At 63.5% G+C, this 26,858-nt stretch carries 24 protein-coding genes; 16 read left to right on the forward strand and 8 right to left on the reverse strand.

Annotated elements, in window-relative coordinates; genetic code table 11:
• Positions 1-14 precede the first annotated feature (14 nt).
• From NIBR502771_RS13835 to NIBR502771_RS13845, 3 genes are all read right to left on the reverse strand, one after another.
• The gene (locus tag NIBR502771_RS13835; RefSeq protein WP_168225745.1) at positions 15-728 is read right to left on the reverse strand and encodes a DUF4386 family protein; all 714 of its coding nucleotides are present in this window, start codon (positions 726-728) and stop codon (positions 15-17) included.
• 64 nt (positions 729-792) lie between these two features.
• Positions 793-1,299: a DUF2004 domain-containing protein gene (locus NIBR502771_RS13840; protein ID WP_141160250.1), complete on the reverse strand. Its 507-nt coding sequence runs from the start codon at positions 1,297-1,299 to the stop codon at positions 793-795.
• Between the two features lie 45 nt (positions 1,300-1,344).
• Complete coding sequence (locus tag NIBR502771_RS13845; RefSeq protein ID WP_141160251.1) at positions 1,345-2,262, reverse strand: LysR family transcriptional regulator; 918 nt, start codon at positions 2,260-2,262, stop codon at positions 1,345-1,347.
• Positions 2,263-2,357: 95 nt separating this feature from the next.
• Between NIBR502771_RS13845 and NIBR502771_RS13850 the strand changes: the two genes are divergently transcribed.
• The 11 genes from NIBR502771_RS13850 (at position 2,358) to NIBR502771_RS13900 (ending at position 12,342) form a co-directional block, all read left to right on the forward strand.
• Complete coding sequence (locus NIBR502771_RS13850; protein ID WP_141160252.1) at positions 2,358-3,755, forward strand: NAD(P)/FAD-dependent oxidoreductase; 1,398 nt, start codon at positions 2,358-2,360, stop codon at positions 3,753-3,755.
• Entirely contained in the window at positions 3,752-4,483 is a 732-nt protein-coding gene (locus NIBR502771_RS13855) for a DUF1365 domain-containing protein (RefSeq protein WP_141160253.1), read from the forward strand. The genes NIBR502771_RS13850 and NIBR502771_RS13855 overlap by 4 nt, the downstream gene beginning before the upstream one ends.
• Complete coding sequence (locus tag NIBR502771_RS13860) at positions 4,480-5,856, forward strand: class I SAM-dependent methyltransferase (RefSeq protein WP_210411224.1); 1,377 nt, start codon at positions 4,480-4,482, stop codon at positions 5,854-5,856. Before NIBR502771_RS13855 ends, NIBR502771_RS13860 begins: the two co-directional genes overlap by 4 nt.
• 35 nt (positions 5,857-5,891) lie before the next feature.
• A complete protein-coding gene (locus tag NIBR502771_RS13865; RefSeq protein ID WP_141160254.1) occupies positions 5,892-6,410 on the forward strand; it encodes a TspO/MBR family protein in 519 nt (172 codons plus the stop codon).
• A 359-nt stretch (positions 6,411-6,769) separates the two neighbouring features.
• Entirely contained in the window at positions 6,770-7,015 is a 246-nt protein-coding gene (nrdH, locus tag NIBR502771_RS13870; RefSeq protein WP_013601222.1) for a glutaredoxin-like protein NrdH, read from the forward strand.
• A 103-nt stretch (positions 7,016-7,118) separates the two neighbouring features.
• The gene (gene nrdI / locus NIBR502771_RS13875; protein ID WP_141161562.1) at positions 7,119-7,589 is read left to right on the forward strand and encodes a class Ib ribonucleoside-diphosphate reductase assembly flavoprotein NrdI; all 471 of its coding nucleotides are present in this window, start codon (positions 7,119-7,121) and stop codon (positions 7,587-7,589) included.
• Positions 7,590-7,609: 20 nt separating this feature from the next.
• A complete protein-coding gene (gene nrdE, locus NIBR502771_RS13880) occupies positions 7,610-9,730 on the forward strand; it encodes a class 1b ribonucleoside-diphosphate reductase subunit alpha (protein WP_141161561.1) in 2,121 nt (706 codons plus the stop codon).
• 90 nt (positions 9,731-9,820) lie between these two features.
• Positions 9,821-10,795 carry a class 1b ribonucleoside-diphosphate reductase subunit beta gene (nrdF, locus tag NIBR502771_RS13885; RefSeq protein WP_056079660.1) on the forward strand — a complete coding sequence of 325 codons (975 nt, stop codon included), beginning with the start codon at positions 9,821-9,823 and terminating at the stop codon, positions 10,793-10,795.
• Positions 10,796-10,992: 197 nt separating this feature from the next.
• A complete protein-coding gene (locus NIBR502771_RS13890) occupies positions 10,993-11,343 on the forward strand; it encodes a type II toxin-antitoxin system RelE/ParE family toxin (RefSeq protein WP_141160255.1) in 351 nt (116 codons plus the stop codon).
• 203 nt (positions 11,344-11,546) lie between these two features.
• Positions 11,547-11,807 (forward strand): helix-turn-helix domain-containing protein, encoded by a 261-nt coding sequence (locus tag NIBR502771_RS21240; protein WP_371706654.1) that lies wholly within the window; start codon positions 11,547-11,549, stop codon positions 11,805-11,807.
• Positions 11,808-11,859: 52 nt separating this feature from the next.
• Positions 11,860-12,342 carry a hypothetical protein gene (locus NIBR502771_RS13900; RefSeq protein WP_141160257.1) on the forward strand — a complete coding sequence of 161 codons (483 nt, stop codon included), beginning with the start codon at positions 11,860-11,862 and terminating at the stop codon, positions 12,340-12,342.
• Between the two features lie 171 nt (positions 12,343-12,513).
• On the opposite strand, the gene NIBR502771_RS13905 is transcribed toward NIBR502771_RS13900, so the two are convergent.
• From NIBR502771_RS13905 to NIBR502771_RS13920, 4 genes are all read right to left on the reverse strand, one after another.
• The gene (locus NIBR502771_RS13905) at positions 12,514-15,702 is read right to left on the reverse strand and encodes a type I restriction endonuclease subunit R (protein WP_141160258.1); all 3,189 of its coding nucleotides are present in this window, start codon (positions 15,700-15,702) and stop codon (positions 12,514-12,516) included.
• Between the two features lie 86 nt (positions 15,703-15,788).
• On the reverse strand, positions 15,789-16,937 hold the full coding sequence (locus tag NIBR502771_RS13910) for a restriction endonuclease subunit S (RefSeq protein WP_210411225.1): 1,149 nt from the start codon (positions 16,935-16,937) through the stop codon (positions 15,789-15,791).
• Positions 16,938-17,059: 122 nt separating this feature from the next.
• On the reverse strand, positions 17,060-18,688 hold the full coding sequence (locus NIBR502771_RS13915; protein ID WP_141160260.1) for a class I SAM-dependent DNA methyltransferase: 1,629 nt from the start codon (positions 18,686-18,688) through the stop codon (positions 17,060-17,062).
• A complete protein-coding gene (locus tag NIBR502771_RS13920; RefSeq protein WP_246839670.1) occupies positions 18,688-20,748 on the reverse strand; it encodes a hypothetical protein in 2,061 nt (686 codons plus the stop codon). The genes NIBR502771_RS13915 and NIBR502771_RS13920 overlap by 1 nt, the downstream gene beginning before the upstream one ends.
• A gap of 240 nt (positions 20,749-20,988) precedes the next feature.
• Between NIBR502771_RS13920 and NIBR502771_RS13925 the strand changes: the two genes are divergently transcribed.
• The 4 genes from NIBR502771_RS13925 (at position 20,989) to NIBR502771_RS13940 (ending at position 24,143) form a co-directional block, all read left to right on the forward strand.
• On the forward strand, positions 20,989-21,663 hold the full coding sequence (locus NIBR502771_RS13925) for a hypothetical protein (protein ID WP_141160261.1): 675 nt from the start codon (positions 20,989-20,991) through the stop codon (positions 21,661-21,663).
• Positions 21,664-21,704: 41 nt separating this feature from the next.
• Positions 21,705-22,367, forward strand: a complete 663-nt coding sequence (locus tag NIBR502771_RS13930) for a DUF4352 domain-containing protein (protein ID WP_141160262.1) — start codon at positions 21,705-21,707, stop codon at positions 22,365-22,367.
• 190 nt (positions 22,368-22,557) lie between these two features.
• Positions 22,558-23,832 (forward strand): hypothetical protein, encoded by a 1,275-nt coding sequence (locus NIBR502771_RS13935; RefSeq protein ID WP_141160263.1) that lies wholly within the window; start codon positions 22,558-22,560, stop codon positions 23,830-23,832.
• Positions 23,829-24,143 carry a hypothetical protein gene (locus tag NIBR502771_RS13940; RefSeq protein WP_141160264.1) on the forward strand — a complete coding sequence of 105 codons (315 nt, stop codon included), beginning with the start codon at positions 23,829-23,831 and terminating at the stop codon, positions 24,141-24,143. Before NIBR502771_RS13935 ends, NIBR502771_RS13940 begins: the two co-directional genes overlap by 4 nt.
• Positions 24,144-24,402: 259 nt before the next feature.
• On the opposite strand, the gene NIBR502771_RS13945 is transcribed toward NIBR502771_RS13940, so the two are convergent.
• A complete protein-coding gene (locus tag NIBR502771_RS13945; protein ID WP_141160265.1) occupies positions 24,403-25,932 on the reverse strand; it encodes an HNH endonuclease signature motif containing protein in 1,530 nt (509 codons plus the stop codon).
• A gap of 360 nt (positions 25,933-26,292) precedes the next feature.
• Between NIBR502771_RS13945 and NIBR502771_RS13950 the strand changes: the two genes are divergently transcribed.
• Positions 26,293-26,838, forward strand: a complete 546-nt coding sequence (locus NIBR502771_RS13950) for a hypothetical protein (protein WP_141160266.1) — start codon at positions 26,293-26,295, stop codon at positions 26,836-26,838.
• Positions 26,839-26,858: the final 20 nt, after the last annotated feature.

Raw genomic sequence — 26,858 nt, forward strand, 5'->3', positions numbered from 1 at the left:
TCGACGGCGGCGGGTCACCTTGGGTGGGCCGCCGCCGTCGTGGTGTCCTTCATCCGCACGGCGGTGATGAACAGCCATACACTCGCGGCGACGATCGCCACGATAGCAACCAAAGTTGGCACCGAGTTGGCACCCGAGAACCCTGTTTCGCCGATGATCCACCCCTGCGCCAAATAGCCCATTCCGGACAGCGCCATCAGTAATCCGATGATCCGGGGAACACGGTGCATGGCCACCACAACAACGCCCAGCAGTACCAGCGCGGCTCCCAGCAGGAAGCTGTGGTAGCTGCGCATTCCCCACTCCAGCCAGCGGATGCCTTCGGCCGTGGCGAACCGGGCTGCCTTTTCGGGTTCCGGAGCTGCGGCCCATGCATCCACCGCTTGCTTCAGGGCCACGCCGTCCACTGCCTGCAGGGCGGCATAGAGTGCCAGGGCGGCAGCGGCGGCCAGGGCGCCAAACCGGGCAACCCAGGTCATGGCGTGGCGCTGCGCGCCACTTGCTGCCCATAGGGAAACGAGTCCAGCGCACACCAAGGCCATCCCCAGGAACTGGCCCAGATGCACGGCGGTCCAGATGCCGCTGTTGGCGTATGCAGTGAAGGAGGCCACGTGGTCGTTGGCGTCGTGGGACTCAGCGTGGAACACGCCGGCGAATATTGATGCCAGCACGCCGGCGAGTATCAGCGACGCAGCGAGCCGCCACGTACCGGTTCTGATCTCTTGCATAACTCCTATGCTGGGACCGGCAGCGCGGCAGCACCAGGGTCAAACGCCCCGGAGATTATCCCCTTCAGGACTCCCAGACGATTTCGTCGTCCACCACGCCGTCCTGGTCAGCGGATGCCACCAGGATCTCATCGGTGAAGTGCTCCCCGAGGGTGAAGTCCAGGACGAAGTAGCGTTCCGGCTGCCCGGGGTAGATGGCTACATGCCCCAGCTTCAGGGCTTTGAGGAACACCTCGTTGGTGAGCTGGCTCCGGTCCTGGACGCCGAAGACCTTATGCAGTTGTTCGTCCTTGAGCGCGTTGCAGTGGAAGTGCAGGTATTCCTGCGGACTGGTGCCGTCCTGCTCCAGCTCCTCGGCAATCATTCCCCGGACCTCGTCCACCAGTTCGGGCAGGAAACGGAGCCGGTATTCGACCTTGCGCAGTGCGGCTTCATCGAAGTGGTCGTGGGCGTTGATTTTCAGGTCGAGTTCCAGCGGATGGCCGCGCAGCTCATGTTTGGCGGCGAAGAGATGATCCATGCCGTGGTTGAGCTCAATCTCCCCAAAGTGCTGGCTCGCTACCTTGTTCATAGTCTCAACATAGACCCGAAGGGCAGACCATTCCAGCGTTCGCGCCTAATTCACCGCGGTGCGCATCCCGGCGAGAGTCTCGGCCAGCAGGTCTACGAAAAGCTGCACCCTGGCGGTTTTCCGGTCATTGATCAGCAGCGCAAAGACGTTCCGGGCCAGCCGGATTTCCGGCACGTCCAGCACCACCACGCCAGCGGGTTTGTTCCGGAGCGCCAGTTCGGGAACCAGGGCGGCGCCCAAGCCGGCGGCTGCCATCTCCAGGCTGGCGTGGAAGTCATCGCTGTGCGCCACCACCCGGGGGTGCAGGTTGCAGCCGGCAAACAGCCGCTCGATCACCATGGCGTCGCTGGTGCCCGGATGATGCATGATCCAGGGCATCTCCGACAGGTGGTCGGCCGCGACCTTCGCATCGGCACGGAAGCCCCACCCGGCGGGCAGGACCACCCGGAAATCATCGTCGCCGATCCATTGCCGGTTGATCGTGTTGGGCCACGCGAAGCCGGTCTGGCCCACCTGGAACACCACCGCCAGGTCCAGGTCGCCACCGGTGCGCAGCCCCTGGATGGTCTGGCCCGGTTCCGCGACGGAGACCCGCAGGTCGATCCCCAGCCTCTTCCACGCCGGATTCTTCAGGATCCGCGGCAGGACATACGTGGCCAGGCTGGGGAAGATGCCCAGCCGCAGTTCCTGGCTCCCGGTGTCCTGCGTCCGTGAGGCGGCGGCCATCAGCGCTTCGATGTCCGTGAGCACCTTGGCGGCGTGCCGGGTCATGACGACGGCGGCTTCCGTAGGGATCACGGCGCGCGCCGACCGCTGGAAGAGGGTGACGCCCGTTTCCCGCTCCAGCGCGGACATCTGCTGCGACACGGCGGAGGCCGTGTAGCCAAGCGTTGCGGCTGCCGCAGCGAACGAGCCCAGCCGCGTGACCTCCAGGAGGGTCTTCAGGTGCACGGGATTTACCACCAGTTCACAGTACTGCACCCATCCGCCGCCGCGACCGCGCCGAATAGCCCTCTGTATAACCAGAACAGCGGCAATGTTCAGCAGAGGAGCCTGAAGTGTCACTTGACCCAGCAGTAAGTGCAGGCGGCCGGCGGCGCGTCGCCGTGATCGGCAGCGGGGTGGCCGGACTGACCGCCGCCTACGTACTGAACAGGCAGGACGACGTCACCCTGTTCGAGGCCGATTCACGCCTGGGCGGCCATGCCCACACCCATGACATGCCCCAGGCCGACGGAAGCGTCATCGGCGTGGATACCGGGTTTATCGTGCACAACGAACGGACGTATCCCACCCTGCTGCGGCTCTTCGCGGAACTTGGCGTCGAGACCCAGGATTCGGAGATGAGCATGTCCATCCGCTGCGACGGCTGCGGCCTGGAATACGCCGGCGCCCGCGACGGCGCCCGCGGCATCATTGCCAAGCCCTCCAGCCTGCTGCGCGGCCGCTACCTGCTGATGCTGCTTGAGGTCACCCGTTTCTACCGGAAGGCGAGGGAACTGCTCAGGACCGCGGCGCCGTCGGCCGTCAGCGGCGAAGTTGACGTCCCCGAACTGACGCTGGGGGAGTTCCTGGCGCGGGAAAAATTCAGCAGTTACTTCATTTCCCACTTCATGACCCCGGTGGTCAGCGCTGTCTGGTCATGCGATCCCACCACCGCACTCGCGTATCCGGCGCGCTACCTCTTCACGTTCCTCGGCCACCACGGGATGCTCGGCATCAAGGGCTCACCGCAGTGGCGCACCGTGACAGGCGGCTCGGCACGATACGTCGAAAAACTTGCCGCCACGCTCCCCGACGTGCGCCTCAACACTCCCGTCACCGCCATCCGGCGCCTGCCCGAGGGCGTGGAGCTCGCAACGGCAGGCGGGCTGGAAGACTTCGACGCAGTCGTGATCGCCACCCATCCTGCCCAGGCACTCGGCTTCCTGGCCGATGCCACCCCGGAGGAGAAGGAGGCGCTGGGTGGGATGCCATACTCGGTGAACCACACCGTGTTCCACCAGGACCCCGCTGTCCTGCCGGCGGCGGACAACGCCAAGGCGTCCTGGAACTACCGGCTTCCGGCGTGCGACGCCCGCCCGGACAAGGTCCTGGTGAGCTACGACCTCACACGGCTGCAGCGGCTCGAGCCCGTGGACGGGAGGCCCTACCTGGTGAGCCTGGGCGAGTCCGGGCTCATCTCCGACAGCGCCGTGCTGGAACGGATGGTGTACGAACACCCGCAGTACACCCCTGAATCCCTGAAGGCCCAGCAGGCCATCGCCGCGCTGAGCGACGGCAGGATCGCGTACGCCGGGGCGTTCCTTGGCTGGGGCTTCCACGAGGACGGCGCCCTCTCCGGGGTGCGGGCTGCTGAGAAGCTGGGCCGCACCTGGCCGGTGGCCCGCGCCGCCGATTCCGCAGACTCCACCGGCGAGGGGGAGCGGGAACTGCTGTCCGCAGAACCTGTGTGACCATGGACGCCTCGATCTACCGCACCTCCATTTCCCATGTGCGGCGCACCCCGTTGAAGAATGCCTTCACTTACCGGAGCTACAGCTGGTTCGTGGACGTGGACCACCTTCCGCGGCTTCCCCTCCTGCTCCGGCCCCTGGCGGTGTTCCGGGCCGGTGACCACCTGGGCGATCCGGACGCGGACATCCGCTCCAACGTGGAGCGGTTCCTGCGGACCCAGGGCATGGAGCCCGACGGCGGCGCCATCCACATGCTGACCAGCGCCAGGGTTTTTGGGTACGTCTTCAATCCGCTCACCCTGTTCTGGTGCTACCGCTCCAGCGGGGAACTCCAGTGCGTGGTGGCCGAGGTCCACAACACCTACGGGGAGCGGCATTGCTATTTGCTGCGGACCGATCCCGGCGGCCGCGCCTCGGTGCCGAAGGCGTTCTATGTGTCGCCGTTCAATGACGTCGACGGGCAGTACAGGATGAAAGTCCCAGCGCCCGGGGACAGGCTCGCGGTGTCCATCATCCTGGAGCGCGAAGGGCACCGTCCCTTCGTGGCCACCATGGACGGCAGGCGCCGGGCCGCCACCGTCCCCAACATCCTTGCGGCGGCACTGACAGTGCCTGCCGCGCCGCTGCTGGTATCCGCCCTGATCCGGGTCCAGGGCGTTAAACTCTGGGCAAGACGCCTGCCCGTCGTTGCCAGACCACATCACCCCTCACAGGAGGCAGTTCAATGACAATGACTGACGACAACGGAACTGCTTCAGCTTCCGTCGACAACAAGACCCACGGGCCGGCCGCCACCCACTCGCCCGCAGCCTGGACCGCCGGTGGTGTCCCCGCTGCGCCGGCCACCATCGATCCTGACCTGTGGCCCGGTGTTGCCCAGCCGCCGTCGGGCCTCAAGGCCGACGTGGCAGGGAAGGCTGCAGGCCTGATGTTCAAGGGCGCGGTCAGGCGGCTGCCGCTGCGCGTCGAATACCCTGACGGTTCGGTCCTGGGGATGGGCGGCCCGGACGCTCCCGTAATGACCATGGTGCGGCCCGCGGCATTCGAAGCCCGGATCGGCGACAACGGGCTGATCGGACTGGGCGAGTCCTTCATGGCCGGAGACTGGGAAGCCTCCGACCTGGCCGCGGTGCTGGAAGTCTTCGCCGCCTCCGTGGACACGCTCATCCCCGTGCCGCTGCAGAAGCTGCGCTCGCTGTACCTGCCGCGGACGCCCCGACAGGAGCGCAACGCCGAGCAGAACACCCGCAGCAACATTTCGCGGCACTACGACCTGTCCAACGATTTGTTTTCCAACTTCCTGGACTCCACCATGAGCTACTCGTCGGCGCTGTTTCCCGGCGGGGCCGGGCCGCTGTCCGAGGTGGCGTGGGACTCCCTGGCGGAGGCCCAGCAGGCCAAGATCGACCGGTTGCTGGACAAAACCGGGGTGGGCGACGGTACCCGGCTGCTGGAAATTGGTACCGGCTGGGGCGAGCTTGCCCTGCGTGCCGCTGCCCGTGGTGCCACCGTCTACAGCGTCACGCTGTCCAGCGAGCAGCAGGCGCTGGCGCAGGAACGCATTGCGGCGGCCGGGTTCGCGGACCGCGTGACGGTGGCCCTGCAGGACTACCGTGCCGTGGAAGGGGAGTACGACGCCGTCGTGTCGGTCGAGATGATCGAGGCCGTGGGGTACGAGTACTGGCCCATCTACTTCCAGACGATCGACCGCGTCCTGGCCCCGGGCGGAAAGGTGGCCATCCAGGCGATCACCATGCCGCACGGGCGCATGCTCGCCACCCGCAACGCCTACACGTGGGTGCACAAATACATCTTCCCCGGCGGCTTCCTGCCGTCCGTCCGGGCCATCGAGGGCGTGACCCAGCAGCACACCACCCTGCGCGTGCGGGAGCGGATGGGCATGGGCGACCACTACGCAGCCACCCTGCGGCTGTGGGAGGAACGGTTCCTCGCCCGCTCCCGCGAGGTAGGGGACCTGGGCTTCGACGCCGTGTTCCAGCGGATGTGGCTGTTCTACCTCTGCTACTCGCGCGCCGGGTTCCAGTCCGGCTACCTGGACGTCCAGCAGATTGTGCTGGACCGCCGGGAGGCGCAGCTGTAGGTTTCACCGTGTATCCAGCGGGGACAGGAGGACGCATGAAACTGAAGACGCTCGCATGGACCACCGCGGCGACGGTGGCCACCGCCGCGGCGGGCGGTGTTGCGACGGACCCCCGGAGTGGCTGGTACCTGAAGCTGCGCAAGCCGGACTGGCAGCCGCCCGCGATTGCCTTTCCCGTGGTGTGGACGGCACTGTACGCGGACCTGGCCGTGACGTCCGCCGTGGCGTTGGACCGGGCTGCTGAACTGGACCGTGCCGACAGTCCGGGGCCGGTCAGGAACGACCACAGCCGGGAACTGCGCGCCTACCGGGGTGCGCTGGCCGCCAACCTGCTGCTCAACGCTTCATGGAGCTGGTTCTTCTGGCGCTCCCGCCGGCCGTGGCTGGCCGCTGCCGAGGCGGCGGTATTGGCGGCCAGCAGCGCGGACCTGGTGCGGCGGACGTACCGGTTGAACCGGGTTGCCGGAGCATCGCTGGCTCCGTACGCGGCATGGTGCAGTTTCGCCACTGTGTTGTCCACAGCCATCGCCCGGCTCAATCCCGCCAGCAGGTAGAAGCGAAGGAAATCGTCGGCCGAGGTGCTTGATCGAAGGGTCCCTCATCACTACATGTAGTGATGAGGGACCCTTCTTCGGCGTCGGGGCACGCAGGGCGACACGCCGGGAAATCACGACACGCGCACTGTGCAAAAGTGTGCAACCCCATCCACAGGTTGTGGACCCAGCCCGCAAAAAACCCGGGATCACGGGCATTTTTCCGGTCCCCGCCTGTGGATTAACGGTGCATTAAATGACATACTTGTAATACATCATCTTGGGGTTCCAAAGAGGCGTCTGCACTACATGTAGTATCTACATACAGCTGGACGGGGACACCGGCCCAGCAAAAGAGTTCAACTAAGGGGACAGGGACAATGACCGTAACGGTATACACGAAGCCTGCTTGTGTTCAGTGCAACGCCACTTACCGCGCGCTCGACAAGAAGGGCATCACCTACCAGAGCGTTGACATCTCCCAGGACGCCGAGGCACTCGAGCGCCTGAAGGCATTGGGCTACATGCAGGCTCCCGTTGTGGTCACCGACCAGGACCACTGGTCAGGCTTCCGCCCCGACAAGATCGAGGAACTCGCGCTGTCGGCCGTTTCCTCCGTGGCCTAGGAGTTCCGCTTTTCCTGCCGGCAACCAACAACCAGCTGAGGTGACTCCCATGGCAGCACCAACAGCACAGCGAAGCGCTTCGCAACACCACGCGGCTCAGCGCGTGGAGGTGTCCCCGCCGGCCACTTCGCACCACCAGCCGGAGCAGGTTGTCACGGACAGCCAGCTCATCTATTTTTCCTCGGCATCCGAGAACACCAGCCGCTTCGTCGCGAAGCTTGGCCGTGAGATGGCCCGGATCCCGTTGTATCCAAAGGACGCACCCCTCCTCGCCACCCGGCCGTTCGTGCTGGTGGTGCCGACCTACGGCGGCACCGGGGGAGAGGGGTCCGTTCCCAAGCAGGTCATCCGGTTCCTGAATAACCCGCAGAACAGGCAACTGCTCCGCGGCGTCATCGGCGCCGGCAATACAAACTTCGGGGAAAACTACTGCATGGCCGCGGACATCATCGCCGCCAAATGCCAGGTACCCCACCTCTATCGATTCGAACTCATGGGAACGCCGGAAGACGTCACCCGGGTCAACCAAGGATTGGACACGTTTTGGACACGACTGTCGCAGACACAGAAGTAACCAGGGCCCAGAAGCCTGAGATGCCGGCTGCCTACAAGGGCTTGGGTTATCACGAGCTGAACGCCATGCTGAACCTTTATGGTCCCAATGGCGAAATCCAGTTCGAGGCTGACCGCGAGGCCGCCCACCAGTACTTCCTGCAGCACGTTAACAACAACACCGTGTTCTTCCACGACCTGGAAGAGAAGCTCGATTACCTGGTGAAGAACCAGTACTACGAGCGCGAGACGCTGGACCAGTACACGATGAACTTCATCCGTGACCTGTTCAACCGTGCCTACAAGAAGAAGTTCCGCTTCGAGACCTTCCTGGGCGCCTTCAAGTTCTACACTTCGTACACGCTCAAGACGTTCGACGGCAAGCGCTTCCTTGAGCGCTATGAGGACCGCGTCTGCATGGTGGCCCTGCACCTGGCGCGCGGCAACGAACAGCTGGCCATGCAGATGGTGGACGAGATCATCGACGGCCGTTTCCAGCCGGCCACCCCCACCTTCCTGAACGCCGGCAAGAAGCAGCGCGGCGAGCTGGTCTCCTGCTTCCTGCTCCGCATCGAAGACAACATGGAGTCGATCGGCCGCTCCATCAACTCCGCACTGCAGCTGTCCAAGCGCGGCGGCGGTGTGGCGTTCGCACTGACCAACATCCGCGAGGTGGGTGCGCCCATCAAGCAGATCGAGAACCAGTCCTCCGGCGTCATCCCCGTGATGAAGCTCCTCGAAGACAGCTTCTCCTACGCCAACCAGCTTGGTGCGCGCCAGGGTGCCGGTGCCGTGTACCTGCACGCGCACCACCCGGACATCTACCGGTTCCTGGACACCAAGCGCGAGAACGCGGACGAGAAGATCCGCATCAAGACCCTGTCCCTGGGCGTCGTCATCCCGGACATCACGTTTGAGCTGGCCAAGAAGGACGAGGACATGTACCTGTTCTCGCCCTACGATGTGGAGCGCGTCTACGGCATGCCCTTCTCCGACGTCTCGGTCACCGAGAAGTACTACGAGATGGTGGACGATTCCCGGATCAAGAAGACCAAGATCAAGGCGCGCGAGTTCTTCCAGACCCTCGCCGAGATCCAGTTCGAATCCGGCTACCCGTACATCATGTTCGAAGACACCGTGAACCGGGCCAACCCGATCGACGGCAAGATCATCATGTCCAACCTGTGCTCGGAGATCCTCCAGGTTTCCCAGCCGACCACGTATAACGATGACCTGTCCTACGCCGACACCGGCAAGGACATCTCCTGCAACCTGGGCTCGCTGAACATCGCCAAGACCATGGACTCGCCGGACTTCGGCCTGACCATCGAGACGGCCATCCGGTCCCTCTCTGCCGTCTCGGACATGTCCAACATCACCTCGGTGCCGTCCATCGCCAAGGGCAACGACCAGAGCCACGCCATCGGCCTGGGCCAGATGAACCTCCACGGCTACCTGGCGCGGGAGCGGGTCCACTACGGCTCCGAAGAGGGCCTGGACTTCACCAACATCTACTTCTACTCGGTGGTGTACCACGCGGTGCGCGCCTCCAACCTGCTGGCCATCGAAACCGGCCAAACGTTCGGCGGCTTCGAGAAGTCCAAGTACGCCTCGGGCGAGTTCTTCGATAAGTACACGGAGCAGGAATGGGTGCCGCAGACCGAAAAGGTCCGCGAGCTCTTCAAGGACGTGCACATCCCCACGCAGGCTGACTGGCGCGAGCTGAAGGCCTCCGTCATGGAGCACGGCATCTACAACCAGAACCTGCAGGCCGTTCCGCCCACCGGCTCGATCTCCTACATCAACAACTCCACCTCCTCGATCCACCCGGTGGCGTCCAAGATCGAGATCCGCAAGGAAGGCAAGCTGGGCCGCGTGTACTACCCGGCGCCGTACCTGACGAACGACAACCTGGAGTACTACCAGGACGCGTACGAGATCGGCTATGAGAAGGTCATCGACACCTACGCCGCCGCCACCCAGCACGTGGACCAGGGCCTCTCGCTGACGCTGTTCTTCAAGGACACCGCCACCACGCGCGACATCAACAAGGCCCAGATCTACGCCTGGAAGAAGGGCATCAAGACCATCTACTACATCCGTCTCCGCCAGCTCGCGCTGGAAGGGACCGAGGTTGAGGGCTGCGTCAGCTGCATGCTGTAGCTTCAACCAACGCGACAGTACGACGGCGGGCGCCCGCCCGCCGTCGTACGCTTTAACTTAGTGAAACCCACCCAACGCTTAGGGGATGACATGACCGAGAAGGTCAAGCTGCTTAGCCACGTCGAGGCCATCAACTGGAACCGCATCCAGGACGACAAGGACGTCGACGTCTGGAACCGCCTGGTCAACAATTTCTGGCTGCCGGAGAAGGTGCCGCTGTCCAACGACGTCCAGTCCTGGAACACGCTGACGCCTGCCGAGCAGCAGCTCACCATGCGCGTCTTCACCGGACTGACCCTGCTGGACACCATTCAGGGCACCGTTGGTGCCGTTTCCCTGATTCCGGATGCGCTGACCCCGCACGAGGAGGCCGTGTACACGAACATCGCGTTCATGGAGTCGGTGCACGCCAAGAGCTATTCCTCGATCTTCTCCACGCTGGCCTCCACCAAGGAGATCGACGAGGCGTTCCGCTGGTCCACCGAGAACGAGAACCTTCAGAAGAAGGCGCAGATCGTGATGGACTACTATCAGGGTGACGACCCCCTGAAGCGGAAGGTGGCCTCCACGCTGCTGGAGAGCTTCCTGTTCTACTCGGGCTTCTACCTGCCCATGTATTGGTCCTCACGCGCCAAGCTGACGAACACGGCCGACCTGATCCGTCTGATCATCCGCGATGAGGCAGTGCACGGCTACTACATCGGCTACAAGTTCCAGAAGGGCCTGGAGAGGGTTTCCGAGGAGAAGCGCCAGGAAATCAAGGACTACACGTTCGAGCTGCTGTTCGAGCTGTACGAGAACGAGGTGCAGTACACCCACGACCTCTACGACGGCGTGGGCCTGGCCGAAGACGTCAAGAAGTTCCTGCACTACAACGCCAACAAGGCCCTGATGAACCTGGGCTACGAGGCCATGTTCCCGGCGTCCGTCACTGACGTGAACCCGGCCATTCTCTCCGCCCTGTCCCCGAACGCTGACGAGAACCACGACTTCTTCTCCGGGTCCGGTTCGTCCTACGTGATCGGCAAGGCCGTCAACACCGAGGATGAGGACTGGGACTTCTAAGGCTTGGTCTCGCTCATGAAAATCCGCAACCTTGGAACAACTGGCAATCATTCGAGGCTCGGCAGCCAAGCTCCTGGTGGCCCGCGAGTGCAGCACCTAGTGTCTTTGGATGGCGGCTATGGGCAGCGAGTCGACAGCGCAGGTCCGCTTCGTGGGCGGGGGCTGGGACGCGAGGGAAGGTCAGGAGTCGGGGGTAAATGAAGCGGTGGGACTACTTCAAATTGGGGGACGCCAGAAGTCCCGTCCTCAAGGAAATTGCAAAGCAGAAGATGTCAGCTGCGGAACTGGCGCGGCTCGAGGATCTGATGGATCGAATCGCGCGCGACGAAACTTTAAAGAAGGACGTCAAGCCTCTGGGCGACGGTGTCCTCGAGTTCGTGCTCCAGCTTGATCACAGGTCCTACCGGATGGCCTATGCGGAGGTGGATGGGGGGTTGGTGCTGCTGGCTTTGACATTTTTTCGTAAGACCAAGCAACGGCAGACTGAGTCCGTGGCCCTCGCCAAGCAGCGCCTGAAGAGTTACAGCCATCTCCGGGGGTTGAATTGACACCGTATCGGTTTTATCCGATAGTTAGTTGACCGAGAAGGGAGACGACTATGGGCAACCTTTTGGAAGCACTCGGTATTAATGTAGAGAACCCCGAAGTGGCACAGGCGCAGAGGGATGCACGTACGCTAACCGATACGATTCTTCAGTTGGTTCGACGAAGGAAGCACCTTCACATAAAGCAAAAAGACTTGGCAAAGATGATGGGAACGTCGCAGTCAACGGTGTCAGAGTTCGAGAGGCTCGGGGGCAACCCTACGTTGTTTACGCTACAGCGTTACGCGAGAGCTGTTGATGCTGAACTGGTCGTGCATGTAAAGGCTCGTAACAGCCGTTACCACCAGACTCAAGGATGGACGGACTTCAAGGTGCACTCCGGCGGGAGTGTACGGCAGCGGAGCAGCTTTGCTCCGGAACCATGGACAAGCGAGCAGCTCGAACAGGGGCGGATGCAGAGTGCCTAAGACCTCAGCGTTGCGCGCTGGAAACGTTACTGTCTACCACGATCTTCAGACAATGGTTGATGACTCGGAATTGGCTGGCATGACGTACTACGAGTTACGGGGAGTTCGCAGCGATGCGGGTCTTGATGATGAATGGCAGGACGTGGAGAACCTCCCAGACACTGATGAGCCTTCGGACGGAAACGATTCGCTCGACATGAAGGCGCAGGTTTACTTTCGATTGGAGTCATCGAAGGAGGTTGCAGAGGTACGCCAGCGTCTCCAGATTTACGCAGAAGATGCTCGCTTTACCGTGGACGTGGGGATGACTTTCGCGTTTCCGGGTCCTATTGAGGTTGGGCAGAGCGTGCGACAAGAATTCATTGAACGCGTTGGGCTGATGGCGTTACATCCTTACGTGCGGGAATCTCTGCAGTCTCTGTCAATGAAGCTTGAAGTTGAACCGGTGCTACTGCCACTTCGCAAGAAATTTGATCTCGAGCCGTTGGATCCTGCTGAGTCTGCAATTCGTCTACCGGCCGCTCAGAACGGCTGAAGTTCTCCGGTGGAGACGCGGGACGGAGCCTCTTCCGTGCCTTTCGCTGGGCCGCCTATTTGTCCCCCGGGCCCATTTGAAGTTCCAAATGGGCCCGGGACACGAAAAAGCGAAAGCCCGAGATGTCCTTACATCTCGGGCTTTCTGCTGTGTGGTAGAAAAATTTGGTAACTAAATTCGTGCCTCAACAAACCGTGGTGCCATGGACTCCATCTGTTCCATGACCAGCTTGATGGCTTCCGGCCGTTTGTCCGGCGGATAGCCGAAACGCACGAGAAGTCGCTTAATGGAGGAGCGGAGCTTAGCCCGGACGTCATCGCGCACCGTCCAGTCGGTCCGGACGTCCCGCCGCATCACCGAAACCAGCTCCCGGGCGATGTCAGCCAGAACGCCCTCGCCCTGGACCTCCACGGCCGACTCGTTCTGCGCCACAGCGTCGTAGAAGGCCAGCTCGTCGGAGTTCAGCGGGGGAGTGAACTGCTCACCACGCTTACCCTCTGCGGCCACCTCACGGGCCAACTCCACCAGCTCCGCGATGACTTCGGCTGACGTCAGCTGCTGGTTCGTGTACTTCCTCATCAGCTCGGTGATCCGTTCCGAGAAAGCACGTTGCCGGATCACGTTGTTCCGTGTGGAAGAGGCAGATTCATCGGCAATCAGTTTCCTCAGTGCCTCAATGGCCAGCTGCGGGTTCCGAGCCTGCTGCGTCTTCGCAATAAACTCCGGTGTCAGGTCATCCAACGACGGTTTGGGCATTCCGGCGGCGTCGTAGATGTCGAGTACTTCACCAGAGGATGTGGCGGAAGCAATGAGGTTCCCCAGCAGCCGCTGGATCTCCTCCGGCACAGGTTCACCGCTGGCCTGCCTGTCCGCGGCGTCGTACTTCGCCATCCACACCCGGATTTCCTCGTACACCTGTATCTCAGGACGCAGCTCGGCCAACGTTTCGGAACCCGAGCACAGCGCCCACGCCCGGGACAGCTGCCCGGAAAATTTGCGGTACTTCGCGGCGAGTGACTCTTCGCCTTCAGCAGGCTGGTTGCCGGGAGTGGCAGGATTCCGCAGGTAACTGACCGCGCCGGTCACGGCGTTGAGGAACGACTTAGGTCCGCCCTTCATCAGCACGGCTTTCCAGTCGTAGCCAGCCAGCAAAGACCGCAACGTCCCCACGAGGGACACCGTCAGGCCTACAGCCTCGTCGATGTTCTTGCCCACCGGCTTGTTCGCCCGGTCCGACTGCGTGTACTCGCCCAGCGCCTTCGCCAGGTTCTCCGCCAGCGGCGCGTACGCCACCAGCAGCCCGTCCTCTTTGCCGCGGAACGTGCGGTTCACCCGCGCGAGCGTCTGCATCAGCAGCGCGCCCTTGAGCGGACGGTCCAGGTACAGGGTGTGCAGCGGAGGTGAGTCATAGCCGGTGAGCATCATGTCCTTGACGATCACCAGCTCCAGCTCGTCGTCGACGTTCTTGAGCCGCTCCTTTACCTGGGCATTCAGAGAATCCCGGCGCACATGGTCGGACACCGGCGGCACATCGGTCGCGTCGCCCGAGTACACCACCTTGATCCTGCCCTTCGACAGGTCGTCTGAATGCCAGTCCGGGCGCAGTTCCACAATCGCGGCGTACAGCTTTGCGCAGATCTCCCGCGTCCCGCCCACGATCATCGCCTTGCCCGGCGCCTCGATGAACTTGCCCATCCGCTCACGCCGGTTCTCCCAGTGCGCCACCAGGTCTTCCGCCAGCGCAGCAATACGCTGCGGCGCACCATAAACAGCGTTGACGACGGCGACACTCGCCTCAATGCGCGCACGTTCCGTATCGTCGAGCCCGAGCGTCAGTTCGTCGGCTGACTTGTCCAGGTCCTCTTCCGTGACGCCTTCGGAAAGTCCCACCTTGATCAGCCGCGGCTCGAAATACACGGGAACGGTGGCGCCGTCTTCCACCGCCCGGGACAGGTCGTAGATGTCGATGTAGTCGCCGAAGACGTCCTGGGTGTTTCGGTCGTCGAAGGAAATCGGTGTACCCGTAAAGGCGATCAACGTGGCGTGGGGGAGTGCGTCACGCAGGTGACGGGCGTAGCCGTCCAGATCGTCGTAGTGCGAGCGGTGTGCCTCGTCCACCACCACGATGATGTTGCGCCTGTCGGACAGCAGCGGGTGGTCGGCGCCGGCGTCCTTTTCAGATTTGCTGCGGCCGAACTTCTGCAGCGTGGTGAAGTAGATGCCGCCGGTGGTGCGGTTGCTCAGCTCGTCGCGCAGTTCTGAGCGTTTCCTGATCTGCTTTGGAGATTCAGCGAGGAGGAGGCTCCGGTCGAAGCCCTCGAACAGCTGGCCGTCCAGTTCGTTCCGGTCGGTGATGACCACGACGGTGGGGTTCTTCAGCTTCGGCTGGCGGGCCACCATGTTGGCGTACAGTTCCATCTCCATGGACTTCCCCGAACCCTGGGTGTGCCAGACAACACCGGCCTTGCCATTGCTTTCGACCGCCTGGATTGTGCTCGCCACCGCTTTGGTCACGGCGTAGTACTGGTGCGGCTTGGCGATGCGTTTGGCGAGACCGCCCGACCCCTGATCGAAGGCCGTGAAGTTCCGGACGAGCTGCAGGAAGCGTTCTTGGTTGTAGAGGCCGTCCAGGGCGGTGTCGAGGGCGGTGACCGCGTCGCCATCGACCATATAACCCTGGGGAACGGGGACGCCGTCGTCGTCAACGTTCCAGGGTGAGAAGTGATTAAAGTTGGTGAATGGCGTTCCGTATTTGGCCTGGATCCCGTCGCTGGCGAGCGTGAAGACGCAGAAGCGGAATGCCATGGGGAATTCGCGGAGGTAGGTCTGGAGCTGGGCGTGGGCGCCGGGGAGGTCGGCGTGGGCGCTGCCGGCCTTCTTGAGTTCGATGATGCTGACGGGCATGCCGTTGCAATAGAGCACGACGTCGAAGCGCCGTTTGTAGTCGCCCTGCACCAGCGTGACCTGGTTGACGGCGAGCCAGTCGTTCTGGTCGGGCGCCTGGCTGAGCAGCCGGATGGTCGGGTTGGCTTCGTTGCCGTCCGAGTCGATGTAGGTCAGCCGGTAGCCGTCGACGAGGCAGTTGTGGATGCGGTGGTTCTCGGCCATCGGATCGTTCGACTTGGGTGATGCGATTTCCGCCAGGGCCTGCTGCAGATACTGTGCAGGGACTGCCGCGTTGAGGCGCTGGAGGGCGGCGAGGAGCCGGGGCCGGATCAGAAGCTCGGCCCAAGACTCGCGTTCCCCGCTGCCGGGCGCGATTGCCTGGCCTTCCAGTGGCCTCCAGTCCAGCTCGCCGAGCCGCTCCTTCGCGGCGCCCTCCCAATCGGCTTCAGAAAACGTTACTGACGGTGCTGTCACGGTGATTCCCCCAAAATCGATTTGTTGTTCAGCTTACTCAGGCTTCGGACGGCGATCCCCGGCTGCCCATTAATCGCGCTGCACGTTTACACCCCGGCGTTCTCCAGGACTTTCTCCGCGTCCTTGATCCGGAGCTTGCCGGACATGAGCTGGGGAAGGAGGGTGTCACGGGTTCTTATGAGATGAGCCGACTCTTCTCCGATTGACTGCATTGTCAAGAAAACGCCACCTGCAAATTGATTAAAGTCGTTGAGCTCCACGTCCGAGGGCATCGGCACCTCCTTCGCAGCGCAATAATCAGAGAATGCCAGGTTTTTGATGCCGGTAGATCCGTTTTCGTACTGGAAGAACTCGCCTCTACTCCAACTGTCGCGCAAGAGTGCATAGACGACATATGCGTTCTTGGCGTTGCCGAGACGAACAATTCTGCAGAAATTGGAGCTGCTCAATGGCAAGTTCAAGCGGTTGAGCAAGGCATCTGTTATCAGGACAGCCCGTCCTGTCGATTGGGTGGGGCTTCCACCCGACATCTCCACTACTAGGTCCAGATTCGCGAGTTGCCTCCGCCGGAGACTGTTCGGCTTGATGAACCTTCGGGGCATGCTGCCAAGGCCGGACATCTGAAGATCGGTGATGTCGGCACCACGGATGCACAATACCTCTTCCGTGCTCGGATCAGCGAGTTCCGAGGTGCCCCAGTCTCCTCCAATTACGTCCTGGACCAATCCATCCAGCTTGACCCGCTCTAAAGTTTCGCTCAGTGACAGTGCGGTCCACCGGGACATCAAATACTCGTCGAGGGTCTGGGCGAGCCTAGTGTTGGCGACGATCTTGTCGTCGAATGCTGCCAGAACCTCCGCGACTGCTTGTTGCACGGCAGGCTCAGGGATCACTAACGGCACGGCGGAAAGTATGGACGTGTTGAGGTTGGGCATGGTTGCACCTACGGCATGGCGAACAATCCATGCGCGAGTTTCTTCGGTGCCCAGAAGATACGAGACAAATGCTGGATCATGGTCAGACTGTTCGCCGAGCCGTACACGGAGACAACCGGTGCCGCAGAGCCATCCTTCATTGTTCTCTCGAACAAGAGCGCGTTTTTCGACGTCCCCACGCCGCGAATAAACTATGTCGCCCTTTCGCATGCGGTACTTGGCAAGTCTCAGCGCATCTGCTTCTTGAATTCGAGCGATGCCCTCTTCATGAATGAAGTTGTCACCGATGTTCTGCGGCATAACACTGGGTATGCCATCAAGAACGTAGTCTGACGCATGCAGTTGGCTTCCGAACGGGCCAGTTTGGATTCCTCCACCGCCTTCAGCGCAGAGAGCACCCAACGTTGTCTCTCGCCAGCCGCTCACAGAACCCTCCCCAACTGTTCGCGCACAACAGTCGCCAGCCGCTCCGACTCCTCGAACTGCTCCAACAGTTCCTTCGAAAGCCGCGCGATCTTCTCCTCGATCGGCTCGCCGTCGTCCTCCACCTCGGCCGCGCCAACGTACCGTCCGGGAGTCAGTGCGTAGTCCGCAGCCTTGACCTCCGCAAGGCTGGCCGAATAGCAGAAGCCCGCCTCGTCGTCGTACGTCAGCCCTGCCTCAACCGCGGAAGCTGTGCCGCGCCAGGCGTGGTAGGTATTGGCGATCTTGGCGATGTCGTCGTCGGACAGGGCGCGCTCGGCGCGGTCCACCATGTAGCCCAGGTTCCGGGCGTCGATGAAGAGCACCTGGCCGGTGCGGTCCACCGAGCCGCGCGTGCCGGCGGTCTTGTCCTTTGCGAAAAACCAGGTGCACACCGGGATGCCGGTGCTGCGGAACAGCTGGGTGGGCAGTGCCACCATGCAGGAGACCAGGTCGGCCTCCACCAGCTGGGCGCGGATCTCGCCCTCGCCGCCGGAGTTGGAGGACATGGAGCCGTTGGCCATGACCACGCCTGCGCTGCCGCCGGGCGCCAGCTTGGAGATGATGTGCTGGATCCACGCATAGTTGGCGTTGCCGGCCGGCGGCACGCCGTACTTCCACCGCGGGTCGGACTCGGACCGGGCCCAGTCCTTGATGTTGAACGGCGGGTTGGCCATGATGAAGTCCGCGCCGTTGTTCCCGGTCAGCTCCGGGTGCTGGTCGCGCGCGAACGTGTCGCCCCAGCGCGAGGCGAGGTTGGCGTTGAGGCCGTGGATGGCCAGGTTCATCTTGGCCATCCGCCAGGTGCGCTCGTTGAGCTCCTGGCCGTAGACGGAAATGTCCGAGCCCTCCAGGTGGTGTGCGGCCAGGAACTTTTCGGCCTGGACGAACATGCCGCCAGAGCCACAGCACGGGTCATACACCCGTCCGCGGTGCGGCTCCAGCACCTCCACCAGCACGCGCACCACGCCGGCGGGCGTGTAGAACTCGCCGCCGCGCTTGCCCTCGGCCTTGGCGAACTTCTCCAGGAAGTACTCGTACACCTCGCCCAGCAGGTCGCGAGCCTTGCTGGCGCCCTGGCCGGTGAACCGCGCCGAGTTGAACAGGTCCAGCAGTTCGCCCAGCCGGCGCTGGTCCACATTGTCCCTGTTGTAGATCTTGGGAAGCGTGGCGGCCAGGGGCTTGTTGTCTGCCATGATGAGCTCCATCGCCTCATCAATCAGCAGCCCGACGGACTTTGGCGCCGCACCGTCCACCGCATCCAGGCCCTTTGCGTGCTCCGCCAGGTAGGTCCAGCGCGCCCGGGGCGATACCCAGAACACGCCGCGGCCGGTGTACTCGTCCACGTCGTCGATCAGCTGGGCGATCTGCTCCTCGTTGAGCCCCTCCGCCTCCAGCTCAGCCTGGATCTGTCCGCGCCGCTCCTCGAACGCGTCCGACACATACTTCAGGAACACCAGCCCCAGGATCACGTCCTTGTACTGCGAGGCATCCATCGAGCCGCGGAGCTTGTCCGCCGCCTTCCAGAGCGTGTCCTTGAGTTCCTTCATGGTGGACGGGGCGAGGTCCACCTTCACTTTCGGGGGCATTATGCAGTTCCTTCTGGTCCGGCGTGGGTAATTAGGTCTGTCAGGGTGAGGCTTCCGCCCGCTACGCCGTCCGTAATCAGGGTAGCGAGTTCTTCCAGTTGATTGAGTCGTTCCCGGGCGCGTGCCTGCTCGTGTTGCAGCGTTTCCAGCGCTGTGGCGAGCGGCTGTCGCTGGCGGTCCTGGGTCCGGCGCAGCTGCCAGTTCCGCCAGGTCTTGTCGGCTGGCGGCCGTGAGTTGATGTCCGCAGCCACGACGTCCGGCACCAGGCCGCCGGGGTCACCGCGGTCTATCCGCAGGACCCGGGCAGGGAAGACGACGACGGCGCCTCCCTCCGCGTCGACCATCGCGGCGGGACGCGGGCTGGTACAGAAGACAACATCTCCCGGTTCGGTCAGGCGCCCGGTGGGGTACTTGGCGGCGAAGTCCAGCAGGGTGATGTACCGCGGCTTTGAGTTGTGCGGATCCATCAGTTCCTCGCGGCCAACGATCCTGCTCCCGGCCCGGCCGTTGAGGTCGGCCTCCTCAAGGCGGACACCCTTCACGTACCTGAGGTTGCCGGTATTGATAAGCTCTTGGACCGTTGCGGGCAGGAGCGGACCGTCGACCGCCGCGGGCTGGACCGTCGGCAGTGCAGGCGGATCGGCCGCTCCGGCGGAGAGGACCCTGACGAGTTCCTCGATCCGAAGCGCCGTCTCGATGCCGCGCGCCGCCGTCGAACTCCTGGCCGGTGGGACACTCACCAGTGCCCCGCGCCTGGCCAGCAGGACGCGGGTCTGCACTAGCCGCGCAAACCGGAAGGAGTGGGCGCGGATGGTGGCCCTGTCACCCATGGAGGCGACAATGTCGCTGATCAGGTCTTGGCTCACATCGAGGGTCAGCGCGGTGGTGGTCAGATCGGCGACCATGGTCCAGCGGTCCGCGATGGGAACGTTGGCAAACGACGGCCCCAGGACCCACAGCGCCTGCGGTTCCCTGGGCTTGGCTCGCAACAGTCCCGGCTGCAGCCGGACGATGGCCCGAACGCGGCCCGAGCGCAGCAGATCGGAGCGGAGTTTCCCTGCCTCCCCGGTCAGTGCGTCACAGAGTACCCGGGCGGGAGCAATGATGACGGCCCGTTGGGAGTCGTCCATCTGCAGCACGATGTTCTCAATGCCGAGCAGGACGCCTGCCGTATCCACCGCAGGACCTCCCGGTGCAGGATACTGCGCCACGTGCACCGCGGGACCGCTGACCGCGAACGCGCCGTTGGAGTCGAGCTTCACCGGCGCGTTGTCTGTGCCATGCACTGCCAGGCGCCTGCGGGCAAGCCGCGACGCCCCGCCGTCGTGGTCAGCTGCCAGGAAGGTGACCGCCGTTGTTTCCCCGCTCTGCTGCGCAATGCTAAGCATGACGTCGCTCCCGCCCGGGGTCGAGTCCACGTAGACGGGTCTGCCGTCCAGCGTGGCTGCGAGTTCCGTGGCTGCTGCGCCGACGAGCTTGAGGGCAGCGTCCGTGAGTGCGGTGTCCGACTGGTCGCGGAGGCCTTCCTTGAACCGGTGTGCCAGCAGTTTTTCGAAAGCTGCGGGGGCACTGAACGCGCTGTCCGCCAGTCTGTCCGCGAAACTGGCCAGCCCCGGAAGGGCGGAGCCAAGCGCCTCGAGCTCGGAATAGAGGAAGACGTCGTCGGGGTCCGCTTCGTCGGCGGCGTCCAGAATCTGGGCTGCACTCATGTGGCCAAGGCTCTGTCCGCTGATGACCTTGAGCGCGAGCAGCGAGGTGAGGCCATCAAACGTCTGCCGGCCGTCCCGGGCCGCTGCCGATACGGGGTCGGCCAGGCGGGCAAAAACGGCGACGTCGTTCCTTGCCTCGGGGTTGTTTCCCCGCCCGGTGGCGTGGAGCCAGGCGGTGATTTCGCCAGCGTCGAACAGCTCGACGCCGTTGACTTGTTCCGTAGCTGCGGGAAAAGGCACCGGGCCGCCGCTGCTTCGCCTGCGCCACATTGAGACGACCGGGCGCTGCACCTGGGCCAGGGCGGCGACGTCGGACAGTGTCATGTGCAATGCCGTGCCGGTTGCTTCCATTTACAGCCCCCCTCAGTCGTGATTGTTCCATCAGCCTAACGGCGTCCCCAGACATCACACCTTCTCGACTGATAAGGGGGGTTATCAGCTTCTTCTCTAAGAGGCTTTGTGGGAGGGACATACGTTCGATCTGCAGCCACGAAGGAATCTTCCGGAGCTGCGGCGGCGGCGGGAAACCGCACATTGGGAGAGCAGGATCCCGCCGCCGTTCAGCGGTCATCCACGAACGAAGGAAGAGACATGAGCACCGATCACCCCGGCCCGGTTTCCGGGTCGCCAGAGACGTCCATTGAGGAAGTCTTTACGGATCCCGCAAGCCGCCAGGCTGCTCCGGCAGCGAAGCCCCGACGGAAGAAGCGCGTCCTTGTGGCGGGCGCCGCCGTCGTACTTGTTGCCTGCGGCGTTGCTGTCGGAACGGTGCTGCCGGACCCGACTGCGAGCCCGGCATACAAGTCCCTCGCGGGCGAAAAGTCCACCGTTGAAACTGAGCGCGACGCAGCGCTTTCCAGCTACGCCTCCCTTAAGGGTAAGTACGACACCCTGCAGAGCGGCATCACCGGACGTGAGTCCACCGTCGCGGCCCGTGAAGCCGAAGTGTCCAAAGCCGATGCGGCCGTGAAGGCCGCCGAGGCCGCCGTCAAGAAACGGGAGGACGCAGTAACCGGCGCCGAGAAGGCCAAGGCAGCCAACACCGTTGGCGACGGCACCTGGACCGTGGGCTCCGACATCGAACCCGGAACGTACCGCGCCGCGGCCGCCGTCGGATCCACCTGCTACTGGGGCATCTACCAGTCCGGCACCAACGGCAGCAAGATCATCGAAAACGACATCCCCGGCGGCGGACGCCCAGTCGTCACCCTGTCCCCGGGCCAGGACTTCAACTCAACCCGCTGTGGCAAATGGGAAAAGCAGTAACAACCGCAGCATCACCGCGCACGCTCTCGAAAGGCATCACCATGACTGACCAGAACTTTGCATTTCCGACCCAGCCGGCAGTTCCGGCACCCGCCAAGCGCCCGTTCTACAACAAGAAGCGCTTCGTTGTCCCTGCAGGTGTGCTTTTGGTGGGCATTCTCCTGGGTTCCTGCTCTGGCGGCAGCAATCCGGCGGCGGAGTCCAGCCCGATCGCCTCCACTTCAGCGTCTGCCGAAGCATCCGTGCCGGTTGCCGCTGCGCCTGCCGCCCCGGCGGCGGCAGCCCCGCCGTCGTCCGCTCCGGCTGCTCCCGCGGCACCTACTGTCGGCGTCCCGTTTTCCGTGAAGATGCGCAACGGCAACGTCGCCAGGATCACTGTCGTGTCCGCCGTACGCACCGACTCTGTCACCACCGGTGCGTTCGCTACACCGCCCAAGAACGGCACCTACCTGCTCCTGGATGTGCTCTGGGAAACGGAATCCGGCAAGACGAGCTCCAACCCGCTCTACTTCTCGGCAAAGGATGCCAACGGGCGTAAGGCGGACATGAGCATGTTCGCCGATAACCAGCTGGGCTCAGGCGAGGTTCTGCCTGGCGACAAGGCGCGGGGCAACGTTGCCTTCGATATTGCGCCGGGAACCGCCACCGTCATGATTTCCGATCCGCTGCTGCAGGAGGCCGCACGGATCCAAATCCCGGGATAAGCTCACTTCCGCCCGTGCGATCTGACCGGCGGAGGTCCGCGCAGCGTGGCGAGCAAGATCCTGCCGCGTCGTGCGGGACACTGATGACGGCGCGGCGGGGGAGCCCTGGGCTCCTCTGCCCGCGAACCGAATTGCAGCGTTTATAGAAAGGCTCAGGGTTGAGCCTGTGGTTTAGAGGGGGACAACGTAAATGACCGAAAGCGAAGCTGTCACGCTGGAGACCCAGTTGGATGATGAAGACGCCAACGCAGACATCGCGAAGGCGGTCAGTGCGCGTCACTCAATCGCACGCAAGTACGTCATGCGAATTCGTCGCCGGCGTCCAGACGCGACACCCGCGGAAGTGATCAGGTTGCTCGAACGTCACTACAGCACGTCGATCACAGCCGCAGGGGCTGCTATCACTGCGGGGTCGATCGCGGCTGAAGTGGGAATCTCGTTTATCCCGGGTGGCAGCGTCGCGGCAACCGGTCTGAAGACGGCTGGGAAACAGGCCGCTAAGAAGACGGTGCAGGTAACCGCCAAGGAAGCGGCTAAGGTGGCCGCGAAGAACATGGCCATGGGCGCGGCGAAAAGCGGCGCCAACCGGATCGCGGCACTGCTCCCGGCAGGGGATCAGCAGCTCCAGTTCGAGCTAACGGCAATTTTTGGGCTTGCCCTGGCCGACATCCACGGGAAGGCCCTGGACCAGGACCAGGCCCACGCTTTGGTCTACGGGCTAACCAACGAGCGGGTTAGCCAGGAACAAATTGCCACCATGGCCAAGGACGTGGCGGAGACTTCTCCCGACGGCGTGGTGGGCGTTGGCCAAAAATTCGCGGCCGCCGGCGGCGACTGGTCCCACTGGGCAACGACCCTGGCGGATACGTTGCCCAGCGGGGCCGCCCAAAGCCTCGTCCGGACCATCCAAACGGGCCAACTGGACACCGTGCGGGAAACCTTGAACGGGAAACATCAGACGGCGATCGAATACGGCGTGGGTGCGCTGACAGGCGGCGTGAGCCGTTTCGTGTTTGGCAGGGACGTCGTGGAGTCCGCACGAAAAGCATTCCCCGAGGCTCCGGCAGAGTTCCCGGCTCATCTTGCCTTGCAGATTGAGTTGTCCGACGCCGAGGACCAGGAGTCCGAACCCAACCGGGCGCTTGCAGCTTTGGAAGATGCCGCGAAGTCCACGGGAAGCTGGATCACTGGGACGGCCAGCACAGTTGGAGAAGGGGTGGCAACCGGTGCCTCTGTCGTAGGATCCGGGGTCGCGAGTGCAGCGTCTGCGGTGTCCCGCCCCTTCCGTGCCGTGGACGTCGACGGCGACGGCATCCCGGATGAGCCGCAGGCGCTTACCGCGGTGAAAGGCCTTGGGGGTGCCCTGGCTGGAGCCACCGGTGCTGCGGGCGGAAAAGTCGCCGGTTTGTTCAAGTCCCGGAAGCGGGACACGGCTGATGCGCCGGAGAAGGCGCCTGAGGAATGAACTCAGAGCCCTACAGAGGAGAACTGGCGGCGGCTATGGAGGCTGGCTTTATAAAGAACCCCAACACGGGTGAGCACTGCCACAGCCTTGCCGACGCCTACATGGCTTCCCTGGCCCAGAGCTCTGCACCTGAGGACGTAGAGGGGCGCCGGGAGTATGACGGGCTCGTTGCATGGTCCTTGGAGAAGAGCAACGCTTCGCCGGGAGACGTCGTGAGGACGTTCAACTACATTCGGGTTAAAGCCGTTCGCGTGGCCATGAAAGTCGCCCAGAGGCGCGGTGACGTCGGTCCGCACGAGGACCTCTACTGAGCCCCAGGGCCTCAAGAAGTATGCGCTCTGACGATGCGGTTGGCATACAGGCGACTGCCTTGCGGCTCAACCGGCGGCTGCGTGCGCCGCAAACCTTCATTGAACTGCACGTAATCGCCCTCTCGGAAGCCATCGCCTCGGCCTGATGGGGCCGTTCCGTGTTGAAGGTCTTCTGTAACAGCCGGTTCCAATGGACCCCGCAGGCTTAGTGCGGGGTCCATTGTGTTTCCCGGGACGAACCTTCGGAACACCACCGAGCTCACCGCGCCGCGAGGTACTCGGCCAGGCATTCTTCTACATGGGACCTTGGCAGACGGAAGTAGTCCACTGTGCCTTTGTCCGGCATCATTGCGTTGCGGCCTGGTTGAGTCCGGATGCCAACGCGCACCTGCAGTGGCGGAGGCAACTCTGGCGGTTCCCAGTCCTGGTGCTCGCTCCTGTATTTGCGTCCTGAGGGCGAAACCCAGCCGGGCGGCTCATTCTTCGATGCAGCCGTTGGACGCCACCTGCTGACGTGCCGCAACCGGTGGTGCTTTGGACATGGTTGGCCAAGGTTGCTGATGCCGGTGGTCCCGCCTTGGTGCCAGGCGAGCAGGTGATCGGCTTCGTTGTCCAGGGAATTGTTGTTGCACCCAGGGAAGGGGCACTTGCCGTCCCGCAAGCGCAGCCACCTTCGCATGGCCTTCCCGGGGCGGTAGCTGGTGCGTCCGATTTCCAGCGGCGCGCCGTCGCGGGGGTCCACGAGCACCCGGTAGAACGAAGCGGCTCCATTAGCTACGAGGTCCCGTGCCGTGGAAGCCGGGATAGGGCCATAGCCGTCAAGCATGGCGGGTTCGTCGGTGGCTCCGAGGAGGGAAAACACGGGGACGGTGACCAGCACTTCCGCGCGGGGAACCGGCACATCGGCGAGTCCCTTCGGTGGGGCCCCGGCCTCGTTCACTCCGGCCCCGTTCCGGCCGCAGCAACCGGTGCAGCCGGTGCCCCGGTGAAGGGCTGCGGCGGCGAACAGATCCGCGCGAAGCTGGGTGAGTGTGCGTTCCTCGTTGGGTCCCTGGAGCCCTCGGGCGATGGCAGTGTAGCGGTTCCAGATGGCCATGGCCTTGTCCGCCGGCAGACGTGCGGACAAGCGCGCCATGCCGTCCTGCTCCGGAGAGAACTCGAGGCACCTGTCTTCGATGCCCTTTGCATGCCGTTTCTCGATGCTCTCCGGGTGGTGACGTTCGCGCCAGACGCGGGCCTTGTGCCGGAATCGGTACGCCGGCATCTCCCCGGCGGGGCACCCGCGGGCGGCGTTCGGCGCATCCGGGTCGAGGAAGTGGGCTTCCAATGCGGTCGCGGCGTCAGAGCTGAGGGTGGCAGTTTCGTCCACCATGACGCGGGCGTGCTGCCACGACATGGTACCCGCCGTGAGCGCTTCCAAAGTCCGGGGAAGAGAGGTGGTGAGAGCGTAAGACTGTGCCAGAAGTGCACCGGCGGCGCGGTCACCGATGGCAAGGATGCAGCCCACCTCCGCGGCGACCGCCATTTCCTGCGCCTGCACCGGCATGTCCGGGGGAGCCATACACCGCGCTGACTCCGCGAACGCAGCCGCAGCCGCGGCCTTCAGCGCCGCTACACGGGCTTCGGTGCGGGCCACTCCGGCCAGGATGTCCAGGCATTCATCGGCGACGGCGGCCAAGGGATCGCTCTGTGCGAGCGGTCCGTTTGCGGCTCTGGCTACCTCGCCACGGAGCACGGACAAGGCAGCCTCGATCGCCTCAAACGCCCGTGCTGCCGTGCCGCTTCCCATGTACTCATCATGAAGGGAGGGTCTGACATTTCGGGCGGGTGGTGGACGGGGCACGACTTTTGCCGCAAATCCTTGTCACGCCTGTGTTGGGACGAACTGTGGCGGCTGCAGCCAAGGCGGTGTGGGCCGGCGGCGGTTTGGGGGGCTGCCTCCGGTCTCGGGATGCTCCAGCCGCCGGCCCTGTCCAACTCCAGACCCTGCCCCAGCGGCTGGATCCTGGCCCCAACGATAGGACCCGTTGCTGAACGGCAACCCACGATGGGCGCAAGGTTCGCTCAAGAGTGGGCGGCGCGTCATCACTTAGACGTTCCAAACGATGCGGCCGTAGCTGCGGGAAAATCCTGCCCCTAGGATGGCGCCATGAGGAAGTGGGGCGAGATGCATCCCGCGCTCCGGGCCGTCCTGGTTGGCGCAATAGCCTGCGCTGTCATCCTGGCGGCCAGCCTTATCACCGGGCAAAGCCTCGACGACGCCGCGGCCAACGCCATCTTCTACGCGATGATGATCGGGGGCGTCGTCTTCTTCATGACGAAGCGGTTCCAGACGGCCGCGGAGAGACTCGATGAACACGGCGACTTGGTTGTCTTCCTGCGGTTCCCTCAATCATCGCCGGGCTCCTTGAACAGCGTCTGGCGGATGGGAATCGCTGTCCCCGGCGCAGAGCGGATCGAATTCCAGCCCATCGTCGACGACACGTTGACCCCCAGTGGCCGCGGGAGGACTCTCACTGGAGTTGGGGTTGTGGACGTCCCGGTGCGGAAAGCGAACCGCCACGACAATCAACAGGACGTGCCGCTGGACTTCCGGATCATCACCCTGGGCTCAGACGGCGGCGTCATTGAAATCGCAGCCGGACCGGCTACCCTCCAGAAAATCGAGCAGGCCATTGAGTCCGAATCCTCGTAGTCTTTGGCCGGCAGGCCGCC

This window comes from Pseudarthrobacter sp. NIBRBAC000502771 (genome assembly GCF_006517215.1).
Taxonomy (GTDB): domain Bacteria; phylum Actinomycetota; class Actinomycetes; order Actinomycetales; family Micrococcaceae; genus Arthrobacter; species Arthrobacter niigatensis.